The 24,276-nt window shown below is 74.3% G+C and carries 20 protein-coding genes; 3 read left to right on the top strand and 17 right to left on the bottom strand.

Annotation, left to right across the window (positions count from 1 at the left end; translation table 11 throughout):
- Positions 1-76 precede the first annotated feature (76 nt).
- Entirely contained in the window at positions 77-661 is a 585-nt protein-coding gene (locus O7608_RS27135) for a winged helix-turn-helix domain-containing protein (RefSeq protein WP_289207255.1), read from the bottom strand.
- 147 nt (positions 662-808) lie between these two features.
- Here O7608_RS27135 and O7608_RS27140 point away from each other — a divergent pair, with 147 nt between their 5' ends.
- Both O7608_RS27140 and O7608_RS27145 read left to right on the top strand, forming a co-directional pair.
- Positions 809-1,009 (top strand): hypothetical protein, encoded by a 201-nt coding sequence (locus O7608_RS27140; protein WP_289207256.1) that lies wholly within the window; start codon positions 809-811, stop codon positions 1,007-1,009.
- 126 nt (positions 1,010-1,135) lie between these two features.
- Positions 1,136-2,494 carry a radical SAM/SPASM domain-containing protein gene (locus tag O7608_RS27145; RefSeq protein ID WP_289207257.1) on the top strand — a complete coding sequence of 453 codons (1,359 nt, stop codon included), beginning with the start codon at positions 1,136-1,138 and terminating at the stop codon, positions 2,492-2,494.
- On the opposite strand, the gene O7608_RS27150 is transcribed toward O7608_RS27145, so the two are convergent.
- The 14 genes from O7608_RS27150 to O7608_RS27215 form a co-directional block, all read right to left on the bottom strand.
- Positions 2,471-2,836: an ArsR/SmtB family transcription factor gene (locus O7608_RS27150; RefSeq protein WP_289207258.1), complete on the bottom strand. Its 366-nt coding sequence runs from the start codon at positions 2,834-2,836 to the stop codon at positions 2,471-2,473. The genes O7608_RS27145 and O7608_RS27150 overlap by 24 nt on opposite strands.
- A gap of 113 nt (positions 2,837-2,949) precedes the next feature.
- Complete coding sequence (locus tag O7608_RS27155) at positions 2,950-4,752, bottom strand: thiopeptide-type bacteriocin biosynthesis protein (RefSeq protein ID WP_289207259.1); 1,803 nt, start codon at positions 4,750-4,752, stop codon at positions 2,950-2,952.
- Complete coding sequence (locus O7608_RS27160) at positions 4,749-6,002, bottom strand: nitroreductase family protein (protein ID WP_289207260.1); 1,254 nt, start codon at positions 6,000-6,002, stop codon at positions 4,749-4,751. Before O7608_RS27160 ends, O7608_RS27155 begins: the two co-directional genes overlap by 4 nt.
- A gap of 7 nt (positions 6,003-6,009) precedes the next feature.
- Positions 6,010-7,938, bottom strand: a complete 1,929-nt coding sequence (locus tag O7608_RS27165; protein WP_289207261.1) for a TOMM precursor leader peptide-binding protein — start codon at positions 7,936-7,938, stop codon at positions 6,010-6,012.
- A 3-nt stretch (positions 7,939-7,941) separates the two neighbouring features.
- The gene (locus tag O7608_RS27170) at positions 7,942-9,780 is read right to left on the bottom strand and encodes a hypothetical protein (RefSeq protein ID WP_289207262.1); all 1,839 of its coding nucleotides are present in this window, start codon (positions 9,778-9,780) and stop codon (positions 7,942-7,944) included.
- On the bottom strand, positions 9,777-10,964 hold the full coding sequence (locus tag O7608_RS27175) for a lantibiotic dehydratase C-terminal domain-containing protein (protein ID WP_289207263.1): 1,188 nt from the start codon (positions 10,962-10,964) through the stop codon (positions 9,777-9,779). The genes O7608_RS27170 and O7608_RS27175 overlap by 4 nt, the downstream gene beginning before the upstream one ends.
- On the bottom strand, positions 10,957-13,632 hold the full coding sequence (locus O7608_RS27180; RefSeq protein ID WP_289207264.1) for a lantibiotic dehydratase: 2,676 nt from the start codon (positions 13,630-13,632) through the stop codon (positions 10,957-10,959). Before O7608_RS27180 ends, O7608_RS27175 begins: the two co-directional genes overlap by 8 nt.
- A complete protein-coding gene (locus tag O7608_RS27185; RefSeq protein ID WP_289207265.1) occupies positions 13,629-14,384 on the bottom strand; it encodes an ABC transporter permease in 756 nt (251 codons plus the stop codon). The genes O7608_RS27180 and O7608_RS27185 overlap by 4 nt, the downstream gene beginning before the upstream one ends.
- 1 nt (position 14,385) lies before the next feature.
- Complete coding sequence (locus O7608_RS27190; protein WP_289207266.1) at positions 14,386-15,315, bottom strand: ABC transporter ATP-binding protein; 930 nt, start codon at positions 15,313-15,315, stop codon at positions 14,386-14,388.
- 137 nt (positions 15,316-15,452) lie between these two features.
- Complete coding sequence (locus O7608_RS27195) at positions 15,453-15,641, bottom strand: thiazolylpeptide-type bacteriocin (RefSeq protein ID WP_282226143.1); 189 nt, start codon at positions 15,639-15,641, stop codon at positions 15,453-15,455.
- Between the two features lie 81 nt (positions 15,642-15,722).
- Positions 15,723-15,911, bottom strand: a complete 189-nt coding sequence (locus tag O7608_RS27200; protein ID WP_282226142.1) for a thiazolylpeptide-type bacteriocin — start codon at positions 15,909-15,911, stop codon at positions 15,723-15,725.
- 194 nt (positions 15,912-16,105) lie between these two features.
- On the bottom strand, positions 16,106-17,005 hold the full coding sequence (locus O7608_RS27205; protein WP_289207267.1) for a 3-methyladenine DNA glycosylase: 900 nt from the start codon (positions 17,003-17,005) through the stop codon (positions 16,106-16,108).
- Between the two features lie 51 nt (positions 17,006-17,056).
- Positions 17,057-17,563 carry a hypothetical protein gene (locus tag O7608_RS27210; protein ID WP_289207268.1) on the bottom strand — a complete coding sequence of 169 codons (507 nt, stop codon included), beginning with the start codon at positions 17,561-17,563 and terminating at the stop codon, positions 17,057-17,059.
- Entirely contained in the window at positions 17,560-20,973 is a 3,414-nt protein-coding gene (locus O7608_RS27215) for a diguanylate cyclase (protein WP_289207269.1), read from the bottom strand. The genes O7608_RS27210 and O7608_RS27215 overlap by 4 nt, the downstream gene beginning before the upstream one ends.
- A gap of 361 nt (positions 20,974-21,334) precedes the next feature.
- Between O7608_RS27215 and O7608_RS27220 the strand changes: the two genes are divergently transcribed.
- Positions 21,335-22,840 carry a S8 family serine peptidase gene (locus O7608_RS27220; RefSeq protein ID WP_289207270.1) on the top strand — a complete coding sequence of 502 codons (1,506 nt, stop codon included), beginning with the start codon at positions 21,335-21,337 and terminating at the stop codon, positions 22,838-22,840.
- Between the two features lie 13 nt (positions 22,841-22,853).
- Here O7608_RS27220 and arfB read toward each other — a convergent pair whose 3' ends face one another.
- On the bottom strand, positions 22,854-23,282 hold the full coding sequence (arfB, locus tag O7608_RS27225; protein ID WP_282226137.1) for an alternative ribosome rescue aminoacyl-tRNA hydrolase ArfB: 429 nt from the start codon (positions 23,280-23,282) through the stop codon (positions 22,854-22,856).
- Between the two features lie 84 nt (positions 23,283-23,366).
- Positions 23,367-24,269, bottom strand: coding sequence for a S1C family serine protease (locus O7608_RS27230; protein WP_289207271.1), 903 nt, complete (start codon positions 24,267-24,269; stop codon positions 23,367-23,369).
- Between the last annotated feature and the right edge of the window lie 7 nt (positions 24,270-24,276).

The following is a 24,276-nucleotide window of genomic DNA, read 5'->3' on the forward strand; positions in this document are numbered from 1 at the left end:
GTTGCATCGCAGATAGACCAGGGACACCATACATTCGCGGCAGATGTCCAGAATCGTGACGTAACCCGGGCGGCGGTCAGCCGACCGGGTGCATCGCCACCAGCATGGCGAACCGGTGTCCGCCGGCGGAGCCCTCGCGAGTCGCGCTGGCCTCCTCGAAGCGGCGCATCAGACTCTGCAGCTCCTGGCGGAACTCGGCGATCCGGTGCTGCGGGATCTCGGCGACGCCCCGGCTGAGCACCATCCGCAGCGGGTCCGGCGCGTCGCTGCTGCCGGAGATCGTGCCGGCGGTGAGTCCGGCCTCGATCTCGTCCCGGGTCTGGTCGAGCAGCAGGGCGACGACCTCCTGGGCCGAGCCGGGTTCGTCACCGGAGCGGCGGTGGAAGGTGAGGTTGAGCTGGCCCGCGCCGTACTGCTTCTCGATGATGCCGTTGACCACCCGGGTATCCCGGATGTGCAGCAGCTGGTGCTGCTCCAGCTGGTTGAGGTGGTAGTAGATCTTCGTCGGCGGGACGCCGACGATCCCGGCAAGCTCCTTCGCCGTCCAGGTCCGCTCCGGCTCCGACATGGCCAGCTCCAGGACCCGCATCCGGATGGGGTCCGCCAGCGCCTTGAGCGTGGCCACGTCCTCGATCATCCGGCTGCCCATCAGCTCAGTCACGGCAAACCTCCATTCAACCGACGTTCCACGGTTGATTCTAACCCGACGATTGACTTCTGTCCTTCGCTCAGGATATTTTGAACGTCAGTTGGATTTTAGCACCGCCTCACCTTCGCGACTCCTCATCCCCCTCACCGGAGGTTTACTGTGCCCACCAACCCGTTCTTCGCCGTCATCGCCGCCGTCGCCCTCGCCACCCCCGCCGCCGCGGCCGCCGTCGACGCCCAGTCCACCGCCGAGGCGACCGCCGAGGCTGCCGCCGAGCAGAGCCTGATCGCCATCGAACTGCCGACCGGCGACGACACCGGCGAGGTCGACAGCATCAACTTCGCCTGCGCCTTCAGCTGAACCGAAGGACCCGCCCCCGCAGCGGACCCGGAGCCGCCCCGCTCCGGGTCCGCTGGCGTTACGGCCCCAGCCCGCCCGCCGTCGCAGCCCGGCACGCCACCCGTCAAGACCTCCGAAAGGCCCGCCATGGCCCTGCCCGACCTCGTGCCCAGCCGCTACCTCGTGTTCAGCCCGACCGTCTACCGGCACCCCGGCGGCCGGCACCTGCGCGCCGTGTTCCACACCGGACGGGCCCGTACCCTGCTGCTCGACACCGACACCGTGCGGACCCTGACCGACGGCGACCCGGCCGGCCTGCCCGCCGACGAACAGCAGCGGCTCGCCACGCTCGGCGTACTCGTGCCGGCCGGCACCGACGAGGCCGCCGCCGTCATCGCCGCCGGTGAGCAGGAGGCCGCCACCACCCGGACCCGCCAGTTCGTGGTCATGCCGACCGCCTACTGCAACATGGGCTGCGGCTACTGCGGGCAGGAACACCGGCGGGACACCCCTGCTGCCCGACCCACCCGGCACCGCGAGACCATCGCCGCCCGCGTCGAACAGGCCATGGCCAGCGGCGACTACGACCGCGTCGTGGTGCGCTGGTTCGGCGGCGAACCCCTGATGGGGTACGCCGTGCTGCGCGCGTTGTCCGCCCGGTTCACCGCTGCCGCCGACCGGCACGGCGTCGCGTACTCGGCGCTGCTGGTCACCAACGGCGCCCTGCTCGACGCCCGCAAACTGCGGACCCTGCACCGCGACTGCCGGGTGGTGCAGATCGAGGTCACCATCGACGGCCCGGCCCCGGTGCACGAGGCGTCCCGACCCCTCAACAGCGGACAGGGCTCCTACGACCGGATCACCGCCGCGCTGCGCGGCGTCCTGACCGACCCGGACCTGGCCGGATTGCGGGTCACCGTCCGGACCAACGTCGGCACCCACAACGCCGACCAGGCGGACGCCTTCGCCGCCGCGATGCGCGACGCCGGGCTCGCCGACCCGCGCATCCGGTTCTACCCGGCGCCGGTGCATTCCTGGGGCAACGACGTCAGCGACGTACGGCTGCGCCAGCGGCACGCCGCCGACACCGAGGTGCGCTGGTACGCCGCCTACCTCGCCGCCGGACTGCACTGCCGGGTGCTGCCCAGCCAGCCGGTACGGGTGGTGTGCACCGCAACGTCGCGGCACAGCGAGGTCGTCGCCCCCGACGGGCATCTCTACTCCTGCACCGAACAGCCGCTGGTGCCCGGCTTCACCGGCGAACACCTGGGCACCGTGGACGACGTACCGCTCGGGCAGCTGCGCCCGCGAGGGCGCTACGACGACTGGTACGCCGGTCTGCGCGCCGGTGAGACCGGCTGCCGGTCCTGCCCGATCCTGCCGGTCTGCGGCGGCGCCTGCCCGAAACTGTGGCGGGAGGACAAACCACCGTGCCCGCCGCTGAAGGAGAACCTGGCCGCCCGGATCGACCTGCAGGTGCGCTCATCCGGGCTGGTCCCCGCCTGACGTCGGCGGACACCCCTCGCCGGACACCGGCGGAAACTCCCAGCGCAGCGCCAACTGCGCGGTCTGGAAGCAGCGCTCCGCCCGACCGTGCCCGGTCCGCTGGCTGACCACCCGGACCATTCCCTCCTCGGTGAGCACCCGCAGGTGGTAGTGCATCAGGCTGAAGGTGATGCCCAGCCGGTGGGCGAGCTGGCGCGCCGAGTAGGACTGCTGCGGTTCGGCGGTCAGCACACCGAGCACCTGCAGCCGGATCGGGTCGGCCACCGCCCGCAACGCGCTCACCCCGTCCAGCACCCGTACGGCGGCGGTGGTCGCGGCCGACTCCCCGCACTGGTGCGCCACACCGGGGTGTCGTGGCACACTGGAGTCGGCCCCCGACGTTCCCTGACGGTCGGGGGCTTCGCCATTGCCCCACCGGTCGGGGGCTTCGCCATTGCCCCGTCGCGCGGTGGCGGTCACGCCGCACCCGCCGGGAAACGCCCCACCGGCAGCAGGTAGACCAGCACGTCGTCGATGCCGTCCAGGCCGAGCAGCTCGTGGGCGACGTCGTCGTAGAAACCGCCGAACATGCCGAGCGCCAGCCCGGACGCCGCCGCCACCATCGCCAGGGTTTGCGCCAGGTGACCGGCCTCGGCCACGGCGAACCGCAGCGCCCGCATGCCGTACCGGTCCCGCAGCTCGCCGACCTGCACGTAGAGCCCGAGCAGGGCCGGCACCTCGGCCAGGTCGATCCCGCCGACGTCGAGGGCGTCGGCGCCGAACCACATCGACGACGCCGTCAGCTCCGGCACCGTCGGTGCCGGCCCGAGCCGCCACAGCTGCCGGTCGACGTCGTCGACGTGGTAGACCCCGGCGGCGACGCCGGCGACGTCGCGCGCGATCAGCCGCATCCGCGCCACGTACGTACCGCCGGCGCTCGGGTACGGGCGGTGGGCGTAGTCGTAGCGGTCCCCGCTGGGCAGCGGCACCTGGGCCCGATGGGTCACCCCGTGTGCGCTCCACACCAGAGCGCCCAGGTCGGCGGCGTCGACCGGGCCGGTCAGCCGCCCCCGACCGGAGACCCGCCGGCGCAGCACGTCTGCGAGTGCCACCCGCGGCGGGTCCCCGGCGGGCAGAGGAACCGGCCGACCGCCGAACCGGAACGGGGTCCCGCTCCGTTCCGTGGCGGATTCACGCGGCCTCTGCGTCTGCAACAGCCCCGGCAGGAACTTGCTTGCCTCCTGGTAGCGGCGGTCGGCCGCCGCCGCGCCGTCGGCGAAGAAGTCCACCGGCCCGGCCGGGGCCAACGCCGTACCGGCCACCAGCCAGCACACCGAGCGCTCCTCGTCGGGCAGGATGCCCAGCCGGTTGAACAACATGTGCAGCTGGGAGCCCCACACCCAGCGCCACCGCTGGTCGGCCGGGCCGTCGGCGGCCGACCCTTCCAGTTCCCGGCGCGCCGACCGGACCACCTGTGCCCAGTACGCCGCCGGGGACCGGTCCGGTTTCCCGCCCGCCGGCGTGCCTTCCCCGCCCACCAGCGCGACTTCCCCGCCCACCAGCGCGACGGTGCGGTCCCAGCGGCTACGCAACGCCCGCCCCTGGCTGGCGAGCACCCGCGCCGCCTGGCCCTGCACGGCGGCGGCCGGCAGCATCGCCACCTCGTTCTGCCACCGCCAACCGGCGGCGTGCCCGCGCAGCCAACGTGCCGCGCCCAACTCGTCGAGGCCCAGCGCGGCAGCGGTGGCGGTGGCCAGTTCGGCGGCCACGGACAGCCGGGCCGGGCCGGGCGGCACCGCGCCGACGATCCGGGCGGTGACCTGGCTGGACCGGCAGAAGACGTCCTCGGCGACGGGCACCGCCGGTGGGCCGCCGTACCGGGCGGTCTCCGGCTGGTAGGCGATCTCGCGGACCTCGCCGTGGGCGTGCCAGCCGGCGGCCGACCGGGCGGCATCGCCGCCGAGCCGCTGGTAGTAGCTGTCCCCGTCGAGCGCGAACACCTCGTACGGTGCCTGCGCGACCAGTGTCGACAGCTGCTCGCGCAGCCGTTCGCCGACGCCCGGCAACGGGTCCCGGATCCGGATCCGCAGGTGCGGACCGCCCTCCCAGTAGCGGATGTAGAACCAGTCGGCGATGCCGCCGTCGGCGCGCAGCCGGTCCAGCAGCGGTGCCACCGTCGCCGACAGGAAGGTGTCCAGGTCGGCCGGTGCCCAGTAGACGAAGCAGTGCAGTCCCACCCAGGTACGGCGGACGGTGGCGGTCATGGTCGCAGCGGTCACAGCGGCACCTCCGGGTCGCTCAGGTCGTAGGCGAAGTCACGCACCCGCGACCGGCCGATCAGCAACAGGTAGATCAGGTCGTGCCCGGCGGGCAACGCGGCGGCGGCCTCGGCGGCGGCTTCACGGACCGCGCGGACCGGGCGGCAGAACAGCCCCGCCTCGGCGGCGGCGGTGCCGACGTGCTGGGCCAGGGCGCCGGCGGTGTGCAGCAGCCGCCGGTAGCCGACCGGGCCGTCGGCCCGGACCACCGCGCCGACGTCCGCGCTGACCAGCCAGGCCGCCGGCATGCCGGCGACGTCGACCTCGGTACGCGAATAGGTGTACGCCTGCTGCACCTGCCCGATCGCGTCCCCCGGCCGGGTCGGCACGACCGGTGTCGACGCCGTCGATGTGGCTGCTCCGGCAGCGGATCCCGCCGCTGCCGGGTACGCCGGGGCCGGCAGGTCGTACCAGCCGGCGGGCCGGTCGGTGACGTTGCCGACGGCGACGGTGTGCCGCAGGCCCGGCCAGGCGGCCGGGGATCCGGTCGGCGGCCGGTACGCGGCGGCGACCAGCCGGTCGAACACCGCCGCCGGCAGCGGCCTCGGGTCCGGGCTGAGCCCGCGCGGGCTCAGCCCGGAGCTGCGTACCGCCGGAGGACGGTGCCGCGACCCGGTGGCGGCGCTGGTCGGTCCGAGCTCGACGGTCAGCTGCCGGCCCTGCGTCCGTACGGCGGCCCGCAGCCCGTGCCCGGCGGCCGCCTCGACCAGTGCCCCGGCGACGTGCCCGGCTTCCAACGCGGCCAACGCGTCGGCGAGCCGGCCGTAGCCGGCCGGCAACCGGCCGGGGCGTTCCCACAGCACCAACCCGGTCGGCGCGGCCAGCGACATCGGCCCAGCCGACCCGACCGGCACCGCCGCCGGCACCGAACCGGGCCGCACCGGGTGCAGCCGCCCCCGTACCGGGTCGACCAGCCAGTCGGCGTCACCGCAGCGCACCGCCACGTCGACCAGGTACGCCGCCCGTGGCGACGGGTACGCACGGTGCTCGTTGAACCCGTTCCACGGCTCGTAGCGGCGCGGCGCCAACGCGCTGGTCAACACCTTGACCAGCCGGTCGCCGACCGCGCCGGTGGCGGCCAGCGCGGTCAGTGCGACGCCGCCGGGTGCGGCCGGGGCACGGTACGGCGGCGCCGGGCCGGGCCGGACGTCCTTGCCGGGTCCGTGCGCGTAGACGTCGGCGAGCACTTCGACGAGCTGACGGGACGACATGGCGACCTCACGGGAACGGGTGCGGGTACAGGGGCAGGTCGGCGTAGCGCAGCGGGGCCGGCAGCCGGCCCAGCTCGGCCGGGACCCGCAGCAGCCGGTCCAGACCACGGGTGCGGTGGTGCACGTGGCCGAACGTCATCGGCAACGTGCCGGGGACGATCACCTTCGCCGAGTGCAGCCCCAGCCGGTCGCGGGTCGACGGATCGGTCTGGTCGACCACGATCGTCTCCAGGCCGCGCGCGGCCCACCGGTCGACGGTCTCGCCGAGCAGCGCCGCCAGGTCGGTGACCGGGGCCGGGCGGCCCGGCCACACGTCCCGCCAGTGCGCCGGCGCCTCGCCGGTGAGCAGGAACTCGTACCGTTGCCGGGCCTGCGGCAGGGTGTTCACCGCGACGTGCTCCTCCAGGCCGGTGACCAGCCGGGGATCGTCGAACATCGCCTGCAGCCGGTCCGGGTCGAGGTGGCCGGGCTTGTTGCGGGCCACCTCCGGCAGGCTGAACACGTCGACCACCGCCTCGGCGGCCGCCGAGCGCAGCGCCGCCCGGGGGTCCGGGTGGGCACCGGCGGCGAAGAACGCCTGCGGCGCGCCGCCGGTCGGGTCGCGGTGCAGCACCAGGGCCAGCACCGTCGGCACCTCGAGATCGTTGGTAGCGTCGAAGAACAGCAGGTCGTAGCCGATCGTGTCGAGCCGGTCGACCAGGTGCGGCAGCACCGGGTCGTCGTCGGGGACGGCGACCGGGCGCAGCGGGGTCCGCGCGTACCAGGCCATCAGGAACGCGTCGCGTTCGGCGACCTCGTACATGCCGTACAGGGCCGCCTCGACGGCGCTGTTGCCCAGGCCGCAGCCGTTGGAGCTTTCGTAGAGGAACCGGGCTCCGGCGCCGCGGTGCAGTCCCCAGTAGGCGACGTGCTCCGGCACCAGTACGGGGCGGCGGCGGCCCATCGACCACCCGTACACCCAGCGGGTCCGGGTCTGCGGGGTGTAGGGCACCATCCGGAACGCCGGGTGGTCGTGATGCGCGGGGTCGTGCAGCCCGAGCCGGGCCGGGTCGACCGCCCGGTCCGGGCCGAGGTCGGCGAAGGCCGCTTCGACGGCGGTACGCCGCCGGTACGGCCGCATCCCGGTGGCCCGTTCGACGGCTTCGAACAGGGCGACCCGCTCGGATTCGGCGAAGCTGCGGGCCCGGCCGTAGCCGGCTTCCCGGACCGGGGTGTCGCTGGCCAGTTCGCTGGTGCTCAACGCCATCGGTGACCGCTCGGTGCGGATCATGTGGGCGACGGGCCCGTGCCGCCAGTCGAACAGTTCGGCGCGCAACGCCTCCCGGGTGGTGCGCGGGTTGTCGCCGCGCAGCGAGTACGGGTCACCGGTCGGCGTGGCGGTGAGGGCCACCTCGGCACCGTCCGGGGTGTCCAGCGGCACCGGCCGGCAGACCCGGCAGCCCTGCCGGCGGGGCCGGACCCGGTGGCTGCTGACGGTGGCGTGGTCGGTGCGGACCGCCACCACGGTCGCGTCGAACCGGGCCGGGTCGGTGAGCGCGTCGGCGACGGTGCCGGCCACCACCGGCAGCAGGCTCGGCGGGACGGTGCCGCCGAGGCGCAGCCCCGGGTCGCGGCGGGGCACCCCCGGTCCGAACACCCGTAGCCGGGCCGCCTCGGCGCAGGCCAGGCAGACGCTCGCGGTCGGGCGCAGCACCGGGCCGACCAGCACCAGACCGCCGTCGAGGCGGACCGGTACGACGGTCGCGGCGTGCCGCCAGGCCTGGTCGCTCAGCTGCGCGGCCAGGGCCGGGGTCCAGTCGTCGAGCAGGACGACCATGGTCGCGCCGGCGTCGATGTCGCAGGCCGTGGCCGCGTCGCGCACGGGCACCGGGTGACCGGCGAGGCGCAGGGCGTCCGCGAGCGCGGTGGCCGGGGTGGCAACGGTACGGGTCGACATGGTTCAGGCTCCTCGGCTCGCGGCGTCGGTGGTCCATTGGAAGCCCTGTGTCACGAACCCGGTGACGGCCAGCGCGTGGACGATCATGTGGGTGTCCTCGTCGGCGGGGCCGGTGTCGGCGGGGTCCGGCACCGCCGGCCGCCCGGTCAGGGTCGCGCCCCCGGTGGTGAGTGCGGCCCGCAGCGCCTGCTGCAGCCGTTCCTCGTGGTCGATCACCCCGGCCGGCCAGTACCAGGTGTCGTCCGTCCACGGCGCCAGCTGCGGGTCGCCGGGCAGCCAGGTCGGTGCCGCGCCGGTCAGGCTGACCGGGCCGGTCGGTACCGCGACACCGGCGGCCCGGGCCTGGGCGACCCCGGTCGCGGCGAGCGCCGCGAGCGCCACCGCGTCGGCGGCGTCGGCCTCCACCGCCCAGGCCAACGGCCCGTCGTCGGTGACGATCTCGGCGTGCACCGCACCGGCGGGCAGTCGGTGGGCCACCACCCGCGCCGGTACGCCGAACCGCCGGGTCAGCGCCTTCCACCAGCGTCGGGCGACCGGTACGGTGGCCCATTCGGCCTCGGCCACCTCGACGGTGTCGAGCCGGTGGCCGACGGCGTGGACCAGCCGGCGCAGCGCGACCCCGGCGGCGTGTCGCGGGTCGACGCCGACCGCGGCCGTCGTCACCGCCGACGTCGGTGACGGCGTCACCGGGTCGTCGACCGGTCGTATCCCGGTGAGCCCGAGGAGGGTCTCGGCGTACCGCAGGGTGGCGTCGATCCGGGCGGCGTCGGCGGTGGCCGCGACGCCGAGTGCCGGGCCGGCCAGCGCCAGCATCGCCGGCAGTTGCGGCAGGTCGCCGGGGAGCGCCGGCGGCAGTTCGCCGAGTTCCGGGTCGCTCAACGCCGTCAGCCGCAGCCCGACCGCGTCGATGTCGGCCGGGGTTCCGGGCAGCGGTACGCGGGCGGCCGGCAGCCACGGGTGGTACGTGGCCCGGACCGGGTCCAGCCGGGCGACCAGGGCCGACGGGTAGTGCGGTGCGGGGGCGGCCGGCTCCCCGCCGGGCAGGGTGGCGGCCTCCTCGGCCGGGTCGGGCAGTCCGGCGACGGTGCATACGATGCGGTGCGCGGCGGCGGCACCGACGAGCGCGGCCAACGCCGGAGCCACCGGATCGCCGTCGACAGCAGGGCCGTCGGTGTCCCGGGTCAGCCTGGTGGCGATCGCCGCGCTGTGCGCGGTCACCTCGTCGGGCGCCGCGACCGGGGTCACGTACCCGGTCTCCGCCAGGCAGCGGGCCGCGACCGCCGCGTCGCCGGCCCGCACGACGGTGTCCGCGCCGGTGCCGCCGGAGGGGTCGACGGTCAGGCCGGTGCCGGTCAGCGTCCGGGTCGCCGCCGCCGCCACCGGGCCGGTGCCGGCCACGGTCACCGTGGTCGACCGCAGCCGGTCCCAGGCCGCCGCCGGGTCGGCGGCCACCGACTCCAGCCAGCGGGCCAGGTCGGCCGGCGGCAGCCCGGGGTCGTCCCGGTCGCCCCAGCCGGACGGCACCTCGACCAGCATGTCGTGTTCGCGCAGCTGCTCCAGCAGCAGCCGGACGGCCCGGTCCACCTCGGGTCGCCGGACCGGGCGGGCCAGGCTCTGCGGGGACAGCCCGCCGGCGAGTTGCCGGGCGAGCAGCTGCCACACCTTCCACACCCCGGTGCCGCCGCTGACGGTGAAGCTCGACGACCAGCCCCGGACGTGTACTCCGGTGCCGGTCGGGGTGGCGAACACCACCGGTCGCAGCCGCACGACGGTCCCCGCCGTCGGCTGGGGGTCGTCGGCTGTCGTGACCTCGGCAGTCGTGGTCGACGGTTGCGGGCTCATCGCGTCACCTCCGGTGCGGTCGCGGCCAGCCGGGTCAAGTAGCCGTTGATCCGTTCCTGCCAGGTGATCCCGGTGATCCGCTCCGCCGCCCGGCTGAGCAGGTAGGCGGCCAGATAGCGTTCGGTCGGGCGCACGTCCAGCAGGCCGAGCAGCAGGTAGAGCACGTTGGTGGCGAACCGGTAGGTGACAAACTCCCGCTCGTACGGGACCCGGTCGAAGTCGATCTGCCGCAGCAGCTGGTGGTAATCGCTGTACTCGGTCCGGTCCGGATGCCAGCGGCGTACCGTGTCCGGGTCCCCGATCTGCTCGGCCCGGTCCAGGTAGCTGAACGCCGGCACCCGGGGCAGTTCGCCACGCTGGTACGCGGCCCCGGTCACCTCGGCGGCGGACACCGTCCACTGTTCCCACCCGCGCTCGGTCGGGTCCAGGCCCGGACCCGACTCCGCACCCGGGCCTGCCGCGTCCGTCGGGGCGGCCAGCCGGGCGACCAGGGCGGTCGCCGAGTCGGCGCAGCGCCGCCACTGGGCGTCGAACGCCGCCCGTACCCGGCCGTCCGGGTCGTTGAGCACCAGGAACTCCTCCAGGTGCGACAGGAACGACTGGTGGCCGTTGCCGAGCCCGAGCGGGTAGCGGCTGGCGTGCAGCGCCATCGCGGTCAGGCAGGTCCGCACCCGGGCGGCGGCACTGTCACCGGCAGCGGCCAGCCGGTCGGCGGCGGCGCTGACCGCCGGCACCCCCAGGCGCAGCAGCGCGGCCCGGCACTCGACCGCCTCGGTGGAGCCGAACAGGGTCGCCAACGCGCGGTCGTCGACCGGCTCGACGCGGACGGTGTTATCCGGGTGGATCGGCGCGTACGGCGGCGGCACCAGCTCGATCCGGCCGGCCTGTTCGGCCTGGGCGAGCAGCTCGGCGACGCTGGTCCGCGCGGTGCTGGGCTGCTCGGCCAGGTGGCGGCGCAGCCGGCCGGCGACCGCGGTCGCGACCACGGCCAGCTCCGCCGCGCCGGCCGGGTCGGTGGCGGCCAGCCTGATCCGCAGGTGCGGTCCGTGCCGCCAGTGCCGTTCCAGGTGTACGGCGAGCCCCTGCCCGGCGGCCCAGCCGGCGGCCGGGAGCACCGCCGCGCGCAGCAGCGGCAGCTTGGTCGGCGAATGGTAGTAGGTGACGATGTCGAGGGCGTCAGTCATGGCCGCCCCACCCCTTCCGGTAGGTCTCGGCGACCAGCTCGACGACCCGCCCCTGCGGGTTGCCGACGCCGGGCACCGGCAGGGCCTCCTCGAACCGCACCGGTCCGTCGTGGCGGGCCAGCAGCCGGGGCAGGTTCCGCAGGTGCAGCGCGTTGTCGAGGTCGACGTACTGCGGTTTGGGCAGCGACAGGTAGCGCTGGTAGTCGTCCGGGCCGCCGCGCACGTCCACTCCGGCGGCGGCGACGAACACCTCGGCGGGCAGGCCGAGCCGGGCCCGCCAGGTGCTGACCGCGTCGAACGGCACGTCGCCGTCGGTCTCCAGGTCGGCCCGTAGCCGCTGCGCGGCGTCGGTGGGCAGCGTCCAGGAGCGCCGGCTGAGCACCAGGTCGTGGTAGCGCAGCCGGGTCCGGTGCCGGGCACCGGCCACCTCGCCGGTCGGCGCGAGCAGGCCCGGTCCGACCAGGCCGCTGCTGAGGTCGAAGTGCAGCGGTACGGTCCGGTCCGGCATCACGAACGGGACGAGGAACCCGAGGTAGAGCACGTCCAGGTCGGCGCCGGTGTCGTCGCGGACCAGCCGTACCTGGTCGGTCACCGGGTCGTGGCGCAGCCCGACCCGGTCGGCGAGCAGGTCGGCCCAGCGGCCGTCCTCGCCCACCTCGTGGTCGACCAGCAGCGGGTGCAGGTTGGCGTTGAACCCGGTGACCGGGCGGAACTGCGCCACCTGGGCGCGCGGGCCGAGGGTCGCCCGGATCTGCGCCGCCACCTGCGCCTTCGCCTGGGGTGCCAGCAGGTCGAGGAACCGGCTGGTGAACCGGCCCCAACCGGCGTACACGTGGTTGAGCACCAGCAGGTCGGCCCGCGCGGTGCGGGCCGGCTGGACGAAGTAGGCGTACGAGGCGGGTCGGGCGGTGACCCAGGCGGGCAGCGCCGCCGCCGCGTCGCGGACGAGGCCGTCCGGCAGGGTGAACTCGGCCGCGTCGGTCGGAGCCGCCGCCCGCAGCCGGGCCAGCAGGCCGGCCCGGGCCTCGGCCAGTTCCCGCAGCTGCGGGGTGACCAGGTCGGCGAACTCCGCCGCCGGGCTGATCGCCCCGGAGGGGGTGACCAGGTTGTACGCCCGCCACACCTGGCTCATCTCGGTGGAGAAGTCGGCGGCGCGCGGGCACCGCCCGCCGACGCCGTACCGGGCGACGAAGCGGTCCCGGACCAGCAGGCGCAGCGGCAGGTACTGGTCGAACAGCTCGACCAGCCCGGCCAGCGCGGGCAGCGCGTCGGCGGCGGCCCGGCCGTGGGACCGGCCCAGCCGCAGCGGTGTCCGCACCGCCACGTCCTCGGCCAGCACCGGTGCGTCGAACCAGGACAGTCCGACCGCCTGGTACGCGTTGCGCCAGGCGTCGCGCAGCGACGCCAGCGCGGCGGCCCGCTCGCCGGCCGTGACGGTGCCGAACCGTTCGGTCCGGGCGTCGATGTCGGCGAGCAGCGCGGCCAGGTCGGACCGGTCGTGCCGGCCGAGCCAGTCGGCGATGTGCCGCAGCGCCTGCGGGTCCTGCGGGTCGACGGGTTCGACGGCCAGCAGCAGCCCGGCGTCGAGGACCTGTCCGACGTAGCGGGTCGCGGCGGCGGCGGTACGCTGCGGGCCGCCGGGCAGTCGCCGGGCCAGCTCGGCGACCAGGTCACCGGGGGTGACCCCGGCCGGGCCGGCGGCCCGGGTCCGGTCGATCAGCAGCCGCAGCGGTCCGGTGCAGGCCAGCGAGACCTCTTCCTCCAGCACCGAGATGATCCGGTCGACGCCCTGCACCGGGCGGTCCCGGCGGAACGTCAGCTGGTCACCGGTGACGGTGATCGCGGCGGCCAGCCGGTGCGGCACGGTGTCGCGCAGGGCCGGTTCGGCCAGTACCGCGGCGAGCAGCCGGGCCAGCAGGGTCCGGTTGGCCCGGGCGACGGCCACCGGCTGCCCGCCGGCCAAGGCCGCGTCGTCGGCAGGTACGGCACCGCCGGCCGATTCTGCCGCCCCGGTCCAGTTGCCCCAGGCGACGTAGGTGAACCAGGACAGCGGGCTGGTCTTCGCGGTGGCCCGCAGCGCGTACCGCAGCGCGTTGGGTTCGGACTTGCGGGCCCGGCTGTCCGGGTGGGCCCCGCCGGCGGCGGCCCGGTCGATCCCGCGCAGCAGGTCGGCACCGGTGAGGGTGACCGCGCGGCGCAGTGGTTCGGCGGCGCAGACCTCGGCGAGCGCGGACCGTTCCGCGCCGAGCGCGCCGGTGGCCAGCTCACCGAGTTCGGCGCGCACCTGCGCGGCCTCGCGCATGACGGCCAGCCAGGCCGGCAGGTCGGGCACCCGGTCGAGCAGGCCGCCGAGTTGCGCGACCCGGTCCTGCCGGGGCAGCCGTTCGTTGTGCACGTCGCGGCGCAGCGGCAGCACCGCCTTGCGGTGGAAGTCGGCCGGGTGTCCGTCGGCGCTGGCGTAGAGCGCGTCGGCGAGCCGGGGGGCCAGCTCGGTGATCCGCGACCGCAGTTCGACCAGCCGGCGCAGCGCGGCACGGAACTCGCGGGCACCGTCCGGAGTCGGCGGGTACGGCAGCGCGGCCAGCCGGACCAGCGCGTACGGCGCCAGCGTGGTGTCGATCGCCGACCGCCGGTCGGCGGTGGCCGGGACGACGGCGATTCCGGTCATCCGTACCGCACCCCCTCGTCGCGCCGGAACGCGGCGCGGGCGAGCAGGGCGAACAGCGCCGTCCAGCCCAGCAGCAGGAAGGCGATCCAGCTGGGTCCGATCAGGTGGTCGGCCCGGTCGATCAGCGCCAGCACGAAGTACTGGTACTGGTAGGTGGGCACGTACGGGACCACGGCGTGCAGCGCCGACGGCAGGTAGTCGATCGGCACGAACAGGCCGCCGAAGAAGGCCAGCAGCATGAACAGCAGGTTCGCCAGCATCATCGCCGGCTGCGGGGCGAGACGGTAGCCGATCGCCATGCCGAGCAGGCCGAACGGGATCGCGCCGACGACGACCGCGCCGAGCCAGACCGGCCAGGCCGCCAGGGGCAGCCGCAGGTCGGTGGTGACGGCGGCGACGATCAGCAGCGGAATCCAGCTGATCACGTTGAAGCCGAGCACGTAGACCAGCCGGCCGGCGAACCGGGTCAGCGGTGACAGCGGCAGCAGCCGGAGCCGCTGCTCCCACGGGTTCTCCCGGTCTGCGGCGACGCCGGCGGCCAGCGAGGCGACGGTGACGTTGAGGGTGGTGTAGAGCAGGAACGGGGTGATGGCGTACTCGCTGCCCAGGCCGAGACCGGCGTAGCGGTTGGCGTTGACCAGCCCGAACAGTAGGAAGAAGACCAGTGGGAAGCCCAGCGCGGGTGCCCAGTAGGCGGGCATCCGCAGCGTGTCGAGGGCGTGCGCCCGGGCGTGCAGCAGGACGTAGCGCATGTCAGGCCACCTTCTCGGCAACGCGGATCCCGGACCGGGTGACGGCACCCGGGTCGGTGGACCGGCTGATCGTGCGGATCGCTTCCTCCAGGCCGACCCGCTCGACCCGGATGCCGGTGAACGGCACCTCGGCGCGGACCAGTGCCCGGACGGTGGCGTCCGGGTCGGCGGTGTAGATGTGGGTCCGGTTGCCGACGGTGGTCACCCGGTCGGCCGGGCCGGAGACAGCGATCGGCGGCAGCGGGCCGGCCACCTCGACGTCGACCAGGTGCAGCCCGACCTCGGCGACGACGTCGTCGACCGCACCGGTGCGGGCGATCTGCCCGCCGGCGACGACCACGACCCGCGTGGCGAGGTGTTCGGCCTCGGCCATGTCGTGGGTGGTGAGCAGCACGGCGCTGCCGCCGGCGGCGACGGCGGCGATCGCCGACCACAGTCCGTCGCGGCTGTCGGCGTCCAGGCCGGTGGTCGGTTCGTCGAGGAAGAGCAGGTCGGGGCGGCCGACGAGGGCGGTCGCCAGGGCGACCCGGCGGCGCTGACCGCCGGAGAGGGTGCCGCACCGCTTGCCCAGGAACGGGCCGAGTCCGAGCTGGTCGACCAGCTCCGCGCGGGGCACCGGGTGCGGGTAGTGGGCGGCGACGAGGGCAAGGGTCTCGGCGACGGTGAGCCGCCAGGGCAGCGCGGTCCGCTGCGGGGTCAGCCCCAGTCGGGCCTTGACCGGTACGTCGGCGGGGCTCGCGCCGAGCACCTCGACCCGGCCCGACGTGGGGCGGCGCAGGCCGGCCAGGATTTCGATCATTGTCGACTTGCCGGCACCGTTGGGCCCGAGCACGGCGGTGACCCCGGCCGGCACCACGACGGAGACGGCGTCGAGTGCGACCACGGCGCCGTACGTCTTGGTGACGGTGTCGAGACGGGCGAAGACTTCCACGAGCACTCCTTCGGATACGACGCGCGGAGGGGGCGCGGTGCGCCCCCTCCGCGTGACTGGCGTGACTCGCCCGGACCCGGGCTACCGGCAATCCCTGACACTGCCGGTGGCGCCCCGGTGGTGGGCGGGTGACTGGGTCAGTTCGCCTGCAGTTCGGCGTCGGCGCACGACGAGCAGCAGGAGCTGGCGCCGCAGCAGGAGCTGGAGCTGCAGCTCGACGAGCCGGAGGAGGCGCCGGTCTCCGGCAGAGCGGCCGAGTCGCGGATCGAGCTGACGGACAGTTCGTCGAGCTCGAGGTCTTCGACGTCGATGATGTCGTCGGACATGTGATTCACCTTTCGGTTGGGGTTCGCCCCGCAGGGTCGCGGGGTCGTCGGGTGGCCGGCGTCGACGGGACGCCGCGCCGGTCAGGTGACGTAGCAGCAGGAGCAGGAGGCTCGGCCACCGTCGCCGGCCGAGGACGCTCCGGTCTCGGGCAGTGCCACCGAGTCCCGCATCGCGGTGACGGTCAGTGGCCCGAGGTCCAGTCCGTCCACGTCGATGTCCAGGTCGTAGTCCTGGGTGGAATCCCAGGTCGTCGACAGTTCCGCCAACATCGCGCACCTCCTTGTCGGCCCGGGAAGCCGTTCGCTGGGCCGCTCCTTGACTTCCACCTGACGTTCTAGCTTCTTGCTGCGCTTGAGAATAGTTGAACGTCAAGGTTCGGTCAACCATTGGATCTGACTGAATCAGGGCAGGCGTCAGCGAGCAGACACGATTGGCGCAGAAAATTGGTAGAGAGCCGGAATTGTCAGCTCAGCTGATTGGGGGTAGCAAACTCGGCGAATCGGGCTATCCGCTCCACCAGTCGCTCGCGTAGCACCGCCGCCCGCGCGGCGAACTCCCGCTGCGCGGTGACGTACGCGGTACGACCCTGCGCTGTCTCGATGCGCACCGGCGGGTACCCGAGCTCCCGCAGGTCGTACGGACTGGCCCGCATGTCCAGGTCGCGGATGTCGCGGGCCAGCTCGAAGCAGTCAACCACCAGCTCACCATCGACCAGCGGGCTCAGCTGGAAGGCGTACCGGTACAGATCCATGTTGGCGTGCAGGCAGCCGGGCTGCTCGAAGTCGGCCTGGGTGGACCGCTGCGGGGTCAGCAGGTTCAGCGGCCGGGCCGCCGGGGTGAAGAACCGGTACGCGTCGAAGTGGCTGCACCGGATCCGCTGACTGTCGACGAACGCGGCGATGTCGGCCGGGCTCATCCGCAGCGGCCACCGGTGGTGACGCACCTCGGCGGCCGGCTGCCGGTACACCATCGCCCACTCGTGCAGCCCGAAACACCCGAAGTGCCCCGGTCGACCCGCCGTACGCACCAGCAGATCCCGTACCCGGGCGATCAGCTCGCCCCGACGGGCCAGCAGCCCGGCGGTGTCCACCGTGACCGCCGTACCGCCGGTCACCGGCACCGCCCGGTAGTCACGCCCCCAGGACGCCGGATCGGCCCCGGCGAGCAGCACCCCCGCGCCGGGGTGCCACCGACGCAGCTGCGCCGGTCGGTACGCGTAGTAGGTGAACAGGAAGTCGGCGACCGGATGCGCCTCGCCCCGGCGGCGGCGCTCCAGATGCCCGTCCACCAGCTGGTCGACGCGCGCGGCGTGCGCGTCGCGCCGACGGGTCCAGCTGACCCGGTCGAGCACCGTGTCGGTCACCCGACCAGGGTACGGCCCGGTCAGGTCACGGCCCGGCCCGGTCAGGCCCGGTCAGTCGGTCTCGTCGCCGTCGTCACCGGCATCGTCGTCGGTGCCGGGACCGACCCGCAGCAGCGCCTCACGCCGGCACAGCACCGTCACCTGGTACGACACCCCCAGGTTCGACCAGATCTCGCCCCGCAGGTGCAGACAGATCCCGACCCCCGGATCGCCCTGCGGGTGCTCGAAGAAATCCACCGACGGCTCGGCCAGCGCACCCACCAGCCCCTGGCTCTGCCGGGCGGTCGCCGCGACCTGCAGCAGCCCGGCGGTCACCTGGAACTCCACGTCGTCGAGGGCGTCGACGTCGTACCAGTGGGTGTCCGGCAGGAACAGCTGCGCGTCCACCGTACGGCGGGTGTAGTCGGGGCCGGTCAGTCCGCTGTCGGGTGCCGGGCGATCGCCGAGCCAGGCGGTCCCGGCGTAGTCGGTCCGCAGCCGCGGCGACCCGGTGTGCAGCTCGGTGACGAGGGTGTCGAGACGGGGCTGGGCGGCGAGATGGACGGCGGCTTCGATCACCCTCGGGACCCTAGCACCGACGCCGGATCCCGTGGTCCGTCCGGGGCGCAGTCCAGGGCCTGGTCCACGACCAGGTCCAGTGGGGTGGTCAGACCGGCGTCCCAGGCAGCGGCGAAGCCCGCCTCGCCGCAGCCGACGCGGGCGGCGGCGAGGGTGGCGTCCCGCCGGGCCTGCACCGCGACCGGCGCGACGAGTCCGTGCCGGCGACGCAGCGAGTCGACCGCTGCCAGGATCCGCACCGCCAACCCGGCGTCGTCGTCGACGATCACGTCGGCGACCGTCTCCAACGAGGTGGACAGATCGGCCCGGTCGCCGAGCTCGAACCGGCGTTCCAGGGCCGCGACGAACAACCGCAGCGCGCCGGGGCGGTCGGCGACGGCGAGCCGGCACTGCCCCAACTGGTGCAGTGCGACCGCCTCGCCGAACAGGTCACCCAGCTCACCGGCGAGGTCCAGCGCCTCGCGGGCCACCTCGGCCGCGCCCGCCGGATCCGGGCGGGCCAGCAGGATCTCCGCCCGGCAGGTCAGACCGAGCAGGACCCCCCGGCTGTTGCCGGCCTCCCGCTCCAACGCCAGACACTGGTTGATGTGCCAGTCGGCGTCGGCGACGTCGCCGACCCGCAGGCAGACCTTGGCGAGGTTGCCCAACGCGATCGCCATGCCCGACTTCGCGCCCAGCTCCCGCCAGACCTCCAGCCCGTAGCGGAAATGGTCGCCCGCCTCGGCGTACCGGCCGGCGAGCATCGCCGCCACGCCGAGGATGTTGCGGGCCTGCGCGGTGCCCTCCGCGTCGCCGGCCCGCTCGGTCAACGCGAGACAGTCGGTGCCGAGCCGGGTCGCGGTCGCCGTGTCGTCCTGGGTGGCGGCGAGCACCGCCGCCGGGTAGAGCAGCTGCCGTCGGTACGTCGGCGCCAACCCGGCCGGCGCCGAGAGCACCCGGTCCAGCCACTGGCGACCGTCGCGGATCTGGCTGCCGTTGCGCCAGTAACGCCACAGCCCGAGGCAGAGCCGGGCGGCGATGGCCAGGTCACCGACGTCGAGCGCCACCCCGAGCGCCGCCCGCAGGTTCGGGTAGTCGAGGTCCAGCTCCTCGGCCCAGTGGCGCTGCTGCGCGCCGGCCATCCCGGCCCCGGCCCGGTCGGCCAGCTCGGCACAGTACGCCAGGTGCCGGGACAGCTGTCCGGCCCGTTGCCGGTCGCCGGCCAACTGCCGCGCCCGGGCCTGGATGGTGTTGAGCATCGTGTACCGGCGGGCGCCGCCGCTGCCGGGCACCGCCACCAGCAGACTCTTGCGTACCAGTGCCGCCAGCTCGGTGGCGACCACCTCGGCGGTCGCCACGGCACCGACCACGGCGGCGATCGCGGGCACGCTCGCGGCGCAGGCGAAGACGGCGGTCGCGACGAAGACCTCCTGCTGCACCGGACTCAGCAGCCGGTAGCTCCAGTCGACCGTGCCGTGCAGCGTCTGCTGACGGGCCGGCTGGTCCCGGGGACCGGCACCGAGCGCGTCCAGGTGCGGCCCGAGGCACTCCAGCAGCGCGGCCGGACTCAGCTGGTCGGCCCGGGCCGCGGCCAGCTCGATCGCCAACGGCAACCCGTCCAACCGCCGGCACAGCCCGACCACCGCCGGCAACGACCCGGCGGTCAGGGTGAAATCGGCGTCGGCGGCCCGGGCGAGCCGGTCGAACAGCGCGATCGCCGGATGCGCCGCCACCGCCTCGGCCACCGCGGCGGCGCCCTGCGGCAGCTCGGCCACCGGTGGCACCGGCAGCGGTGCCACCCGGTAGACCTGCTCGCCGTAGACACCCAGCGGCTCCCGGCTGGTGGCCAGCAGCCGGACCCGGCCCGCCGCCACCAGCAGTTCGCCCAGCACCGGGGCGACGGCCAGCACCTGCTCCAGGTTGTCCAGCACCAGCAGCACCTCGACGTCGGCCAGCTGGTCGATCAGCGTGTCCAGGGTCGACACCTCGGACCGGGCCGGCACGTCCAGCGCGGCGGCCAGAGCGGTCAGCACCTCGTCGACGGTGCCGGTGGCGGCCAACGCGACGAAGCAGACCCCGTCGTCGAACCGGGCCGCCACGTCGGCGGCGACCGACAGCGACAGCCGGGTCTTGCCGATGCCGCCCGCCCCCACCAGGGTCACCAACCGGCCCTCGGCCAACAGGCCGGCCACCCGGACGACGTCCCGGTCACGGCCCAGCAGCGGGGTCAGCGGAGTGGGCAGCCGCACCCGGCGGTCCACCCGGCCCAGCAGCTGCGGGCTCAGCGTCCAGCCTCCGGTGCCGGAGCCGACCAGTCCGCGACGGGCCCGGACCCGGTCCAGCTCCCGCGCCGCGGCCGCCGGCAGACCGCCGGTCTGCCGGGCGAACCAGGACACCAGGGTACGGCTGGGTTCACCACGCAGCATGGTCCGCAACCAGATCCGCAACGTCGTCGGCGACCACGGCGCCAACTCGATCTGGTCGACCTCGGGCAACTGGGCCACCGTCGAGTCGGCACCGGCCGACGGGTCCGGTCCGAGCGGGGTGGCCGGGGCACCGCCGGGAACCGAGCCGGGGCTGCCGCTCGCGGCCTCGGTGCTGCCCCACACCAGCCCGAGCACCGCCGGCAGCAGCCGGGGCCGTGACCAGATCCGCAGCAGCTGCGGCACCCGCCCGGCCGCCGACAGGTCGGCGACCAGCAGCACCTGATCGGCGAGCACCGGCAACGGCAGCGGCGCGGGTTCGGTCGGCACCTCGACCACGACGAAGCCACGCAGGCCGGCCAGCCGGACGATCTCGGCGAGGAACCGGCTGTGCCCGGCACCGCGTTGGCCGTACACCCGCAGCGCGGCACGCCCGGTCACCTGCAGCCGGGTCAGGAACTCGTGGGTACGGCGCAGCGGTTCGTCGCGTTCCCACAGCCGGGACCCGGCCCGCTCGGTGATCTCCACGTCGTCGGCCACCGCGCTGTCGCGGCCCCGGCCCTTCGCCAGGTAGTTCCGCTGATCGGCCCGGTCCAGCAGAAGTTCCGGGGTGTCGCCGTCGTGCGGCGCGCTCGACACGCCGAGGCTGACCGTCAGGTGCAGCGGCGGGTCGCCGGCGAACTCCGTGGCCCGGATCTGTTCGGTCAACCGCAGCGCGAGCCGGACCGCCTCGGCACGCTCGGTCTCCGGCAGCACCACGACGAACTCGTCCCCGCCGTAGCGGAACAACGCGTCCTGTGGTCGGCACAGTGCGCGGACCCGGTCGGCCAACTGCCGCAGCACCCGGTCGCCCCGAAGGTGTCCGTAGACGTCGTTGACGGTCTTGAAGAAATCGACGTCGAACAGAAACAGGGCACAGGGCCGACCCGGTCGGTTCAGTTGCCGACGCAGGTACGGTTCCAGGGCTGCGCGCGGCCGGGCACCCGTGACCGGATCGGTCGCCGCCACGTCGTACCTCTCACCGTTTCCGTCGTCGGGTCAGCGGGCCGGTCACCGTCGCGGCCGCATGTGTCGGCGTGGTTACCGGTCCTGCACCTGGGTGGCCAAGAGAATCGATGCTAACCGTCGACAACCGGGCGCGGAGTCAACCGGGCCGACGCACGTCCTGCACGATAGGAGGATGTTCGTTCCCGGCCGGGCGGTTTCTGCTACGTAACACGTCCATCGTGGTGTTTCACAACGTCGCACCCGGACACCCCGTTACCAACCCAGGATCTGTTCAATCGTCAGGAGGATCGCGCCGGTGCGAACGAAGAGTGCGTTGTGGCGACCGAATCGCCGTCGAATCCGTGCCGTTGCACTGTCGACTGTGCTGGCGCTGACGGCCAGCGCGGTCGTCGGCGCCGGGGCCCCGTCGGCGCCGTCCCCGACGGGCCCCGGCGCCGCCGCGCCGTCGACCCGCGTACCGGGGGGTGGGTTCGCCAGCCTGTGGAACGGCACCGCCGGGGTAACCCCGGGCACCTCGCTGGCCGACATCCGTACCATCGTGGGGGCTGACACCTCGACCACGACGGCGCTGGACGGCACCGGCATCGGGATCGCGATGATCGACACCGGGGTGGTCCCGGTCGCCGGCCTGCCGGCGGGCCGCCTGGTCAACGGGCCCGACCTGTCGTTCGAATCGCAGGCGACGAACCTGCGCTGGCACGACACGTACGGCCACGGCACCCACCTGGCCGGGATCCTGATCGGCGACGACCCGACCACCGGTGCCCGGGGCCTGGCCCCGAAGGCGAAACTGACCTCGGTCAAGGTCGGCACCGCGAACGGGGCCGTCGACGTGTCGCAGATCATCGCCGCCGTCGACTGGGTGGTGGCGCACCGCGACCACGACCCGACCCACCCGATCCGGGTGCTGAACCTCGCCTACGGCAGCGCCGGCAACCCGGCGTTCTGGACCGACCCGCTGCACTTCGCCGTCGAGAAGGCCTGGCAGGCCGGGATCGTGGTGGTGGCGGCCGCCGGCAACGACGGCACCGGGTTCGGCCGGTTGGACAACCCGGCGAGCAACCCGTACGTCATCGCCGTCGGTGCCAGCCTCACCAAGGGCACGTTGAGCACCACCGACGACGAACTCGCGCCGTTCACCAACCTCGCCAACTCCGGCAAGCAGGTCGACCTGCTCGCCCCGGGACAGTCGGTGCTGTCGCTGCGCAACCCGGGGTCGAACGTGGACAACCTGTTCCCGGGGGCGCGGGTCGGCACCACCCTGTTCCGGGGCACCGGCACCTCCCAGGCCGTGGCGGTGACCGCCGCGACCGCCGCACTGCTGTTGCAGGCCAAGCCGTGGCTGACCCCGGACCAGGTCAAGCAGGTGCTGGTGGGCAGCACCACGTTCCTGCCCACCGGGGTCGGCGCCAACCTGGGGCTCGGCTCGATCAACCTGCACGCCGCGCTCACCTACCAGCCGGCGTGGCAGCCGCAGCAGTGGACCCCGTCCAACGGCACCGGGCCGATCGACGCCTCCCGGGGTACCAGCCGGGTGGTCCGCAACGGGGTGGCGCTGCAGGGTGAGCAGAGCATCTTCGGCCCGTTCACCAGCGTGACCTGGGCCGGGCAGGCGGCGGCCGGCACCGCCTGGAACGGTGGGGTGTGGCTGGGTCACCGAATGGCCGCCGACGGCTGGACCGGCAGCTCGTGGGCGAGCCGGACGTGGGGCGGCGCCACCTGGACGTCGCCGTCCTGGGACGGCTCGCCGTCCTGGGCCGACCCGGGCTGGTCCAGCCACTTCTGGTCGACCGGGGCGTGGGCACCGGGCGACTGGGGTTCGCACTTCTGGTCCACCGACCACTGGGCGAGCGCCTGCTGGTGCTGAACCGGCCGTACGGTCAGTCGAGATCGCCGCGGCGCAGTCGCTTCGTCTGCGCCCGGCGCTTCTTGTCGGTGATCCGCCGCTCCTTCGCCGCCCGCGACGGCCGGGTCGGCCGGCGCGGCGGCGCCGGTGGCGCGATCGCCTCCCGCAGCAGCGCGGCGAGCCGTTCCCGGGCCGCCGCCCGGTTGGCCAGCTGGGTCCGGTGCTCGCTGGCGGCGATCGTCAACACCCCGCCGACCAGCCGGCCGGCCAACCGCTGCAGGGCCCGGTCCCGCAGCCACCCGGGCAACGCCGCCGAGGCGGCGACGTCGAACGACAACTCGACCCGCGAATCGGCCGTGTTGACCCCCTGACCCCCGGGCCCGGACGAACGGGAGAACCGCTCGGTGAGCTCCCCCGCCGGGATCACCACCGAGTCGTCGACCCGTACGTCGCCTACCGCCACACCCACGACACTACCGACGCCGGGCCACGGTCCGCACTCAGCCGCCGCTGCGCACTCAGCCGCCAGGCCACGCGGTCCGCACTCTCAGCCGCCGCGCCGGATGATCGCGTCCGCGGTCTGCTCGGCCCGCTGGATCGGGATGGCGAAGCCGATGCCGATCGAGCCGGCACCCTCCAGGGTGGCGATCGCGGTGTTCACCCCGATCACCTCCCCGTCGGCGTTGACCAGCGGACCGCCCGAGTTGCCCGGGTTGATGGAGGCGTCGGTCTGTACGGCGGTCTGCCGACCACCGTTGCCGAGCATCACCTCACGGTCGAGGGCGCTGACGATCCCGGCGGTCACCGTGCCGGACAGCCCCAGCGGCGAACCGACCGCCAGCACCGCCTCTCCGACCTCGGTGGAGTTCGGCTCGGCGAGCGCCAACGGCCGCAACCCGGCCGACGCCGGGACCCGCAGCACCGCGATGTCGCTGCCCGGGTCCCGGCCGACCACCTCGGCGGGGATCCGTCGGCCGTCCTGGGCGACGACGCTCACCTGGTGACCGTTCAACGGCGTACCAGGTGGACTGTCGCCATCCAGGATGTGGTCGTTGGTGATGATGTGGTGCTGGTCGTCGATGGCGAACCCTGACCCGCCGGACACCATCGTCCCCCGGTTGACCTGCACCGACACCACGCCCGGCAACGCCTGCGCCGCCGCCGCGACCAGGTCCGCCGGCAGCCCCACCGACGACGACGGCGACGGTGACGGCAGCGCCGTCAACCGCGCCGGGCCACCGTCCCAACCGGACACGACCGCTCCGGCGAGCCCACCGGAGGCCGCCGAGACCGCCAGCACCGCGGCGACGGCCAGCAGCCGGCGTCGCCAGCCGCGCGGCGACTCCGGCGCGGGCGGGGCGGCGAATCCATCCGGCCCCGCCCAGCGGCCGGCCTCCGGCGAGATGAACCAGGGCCCCCGGGGCTCGCCCAGTCCGGTGGGAACAGTCATTGCGTCC

The sequence above is a fragment of the Solwaraspora sp. WMMA2056 genome (assembly GCF_030345095.1).
Classification (GTDB): Bacteria; Actinomycetota; Actinomycetes; order Mycobacteriales; family Micromonosporaceae; genus Micromonospora_E.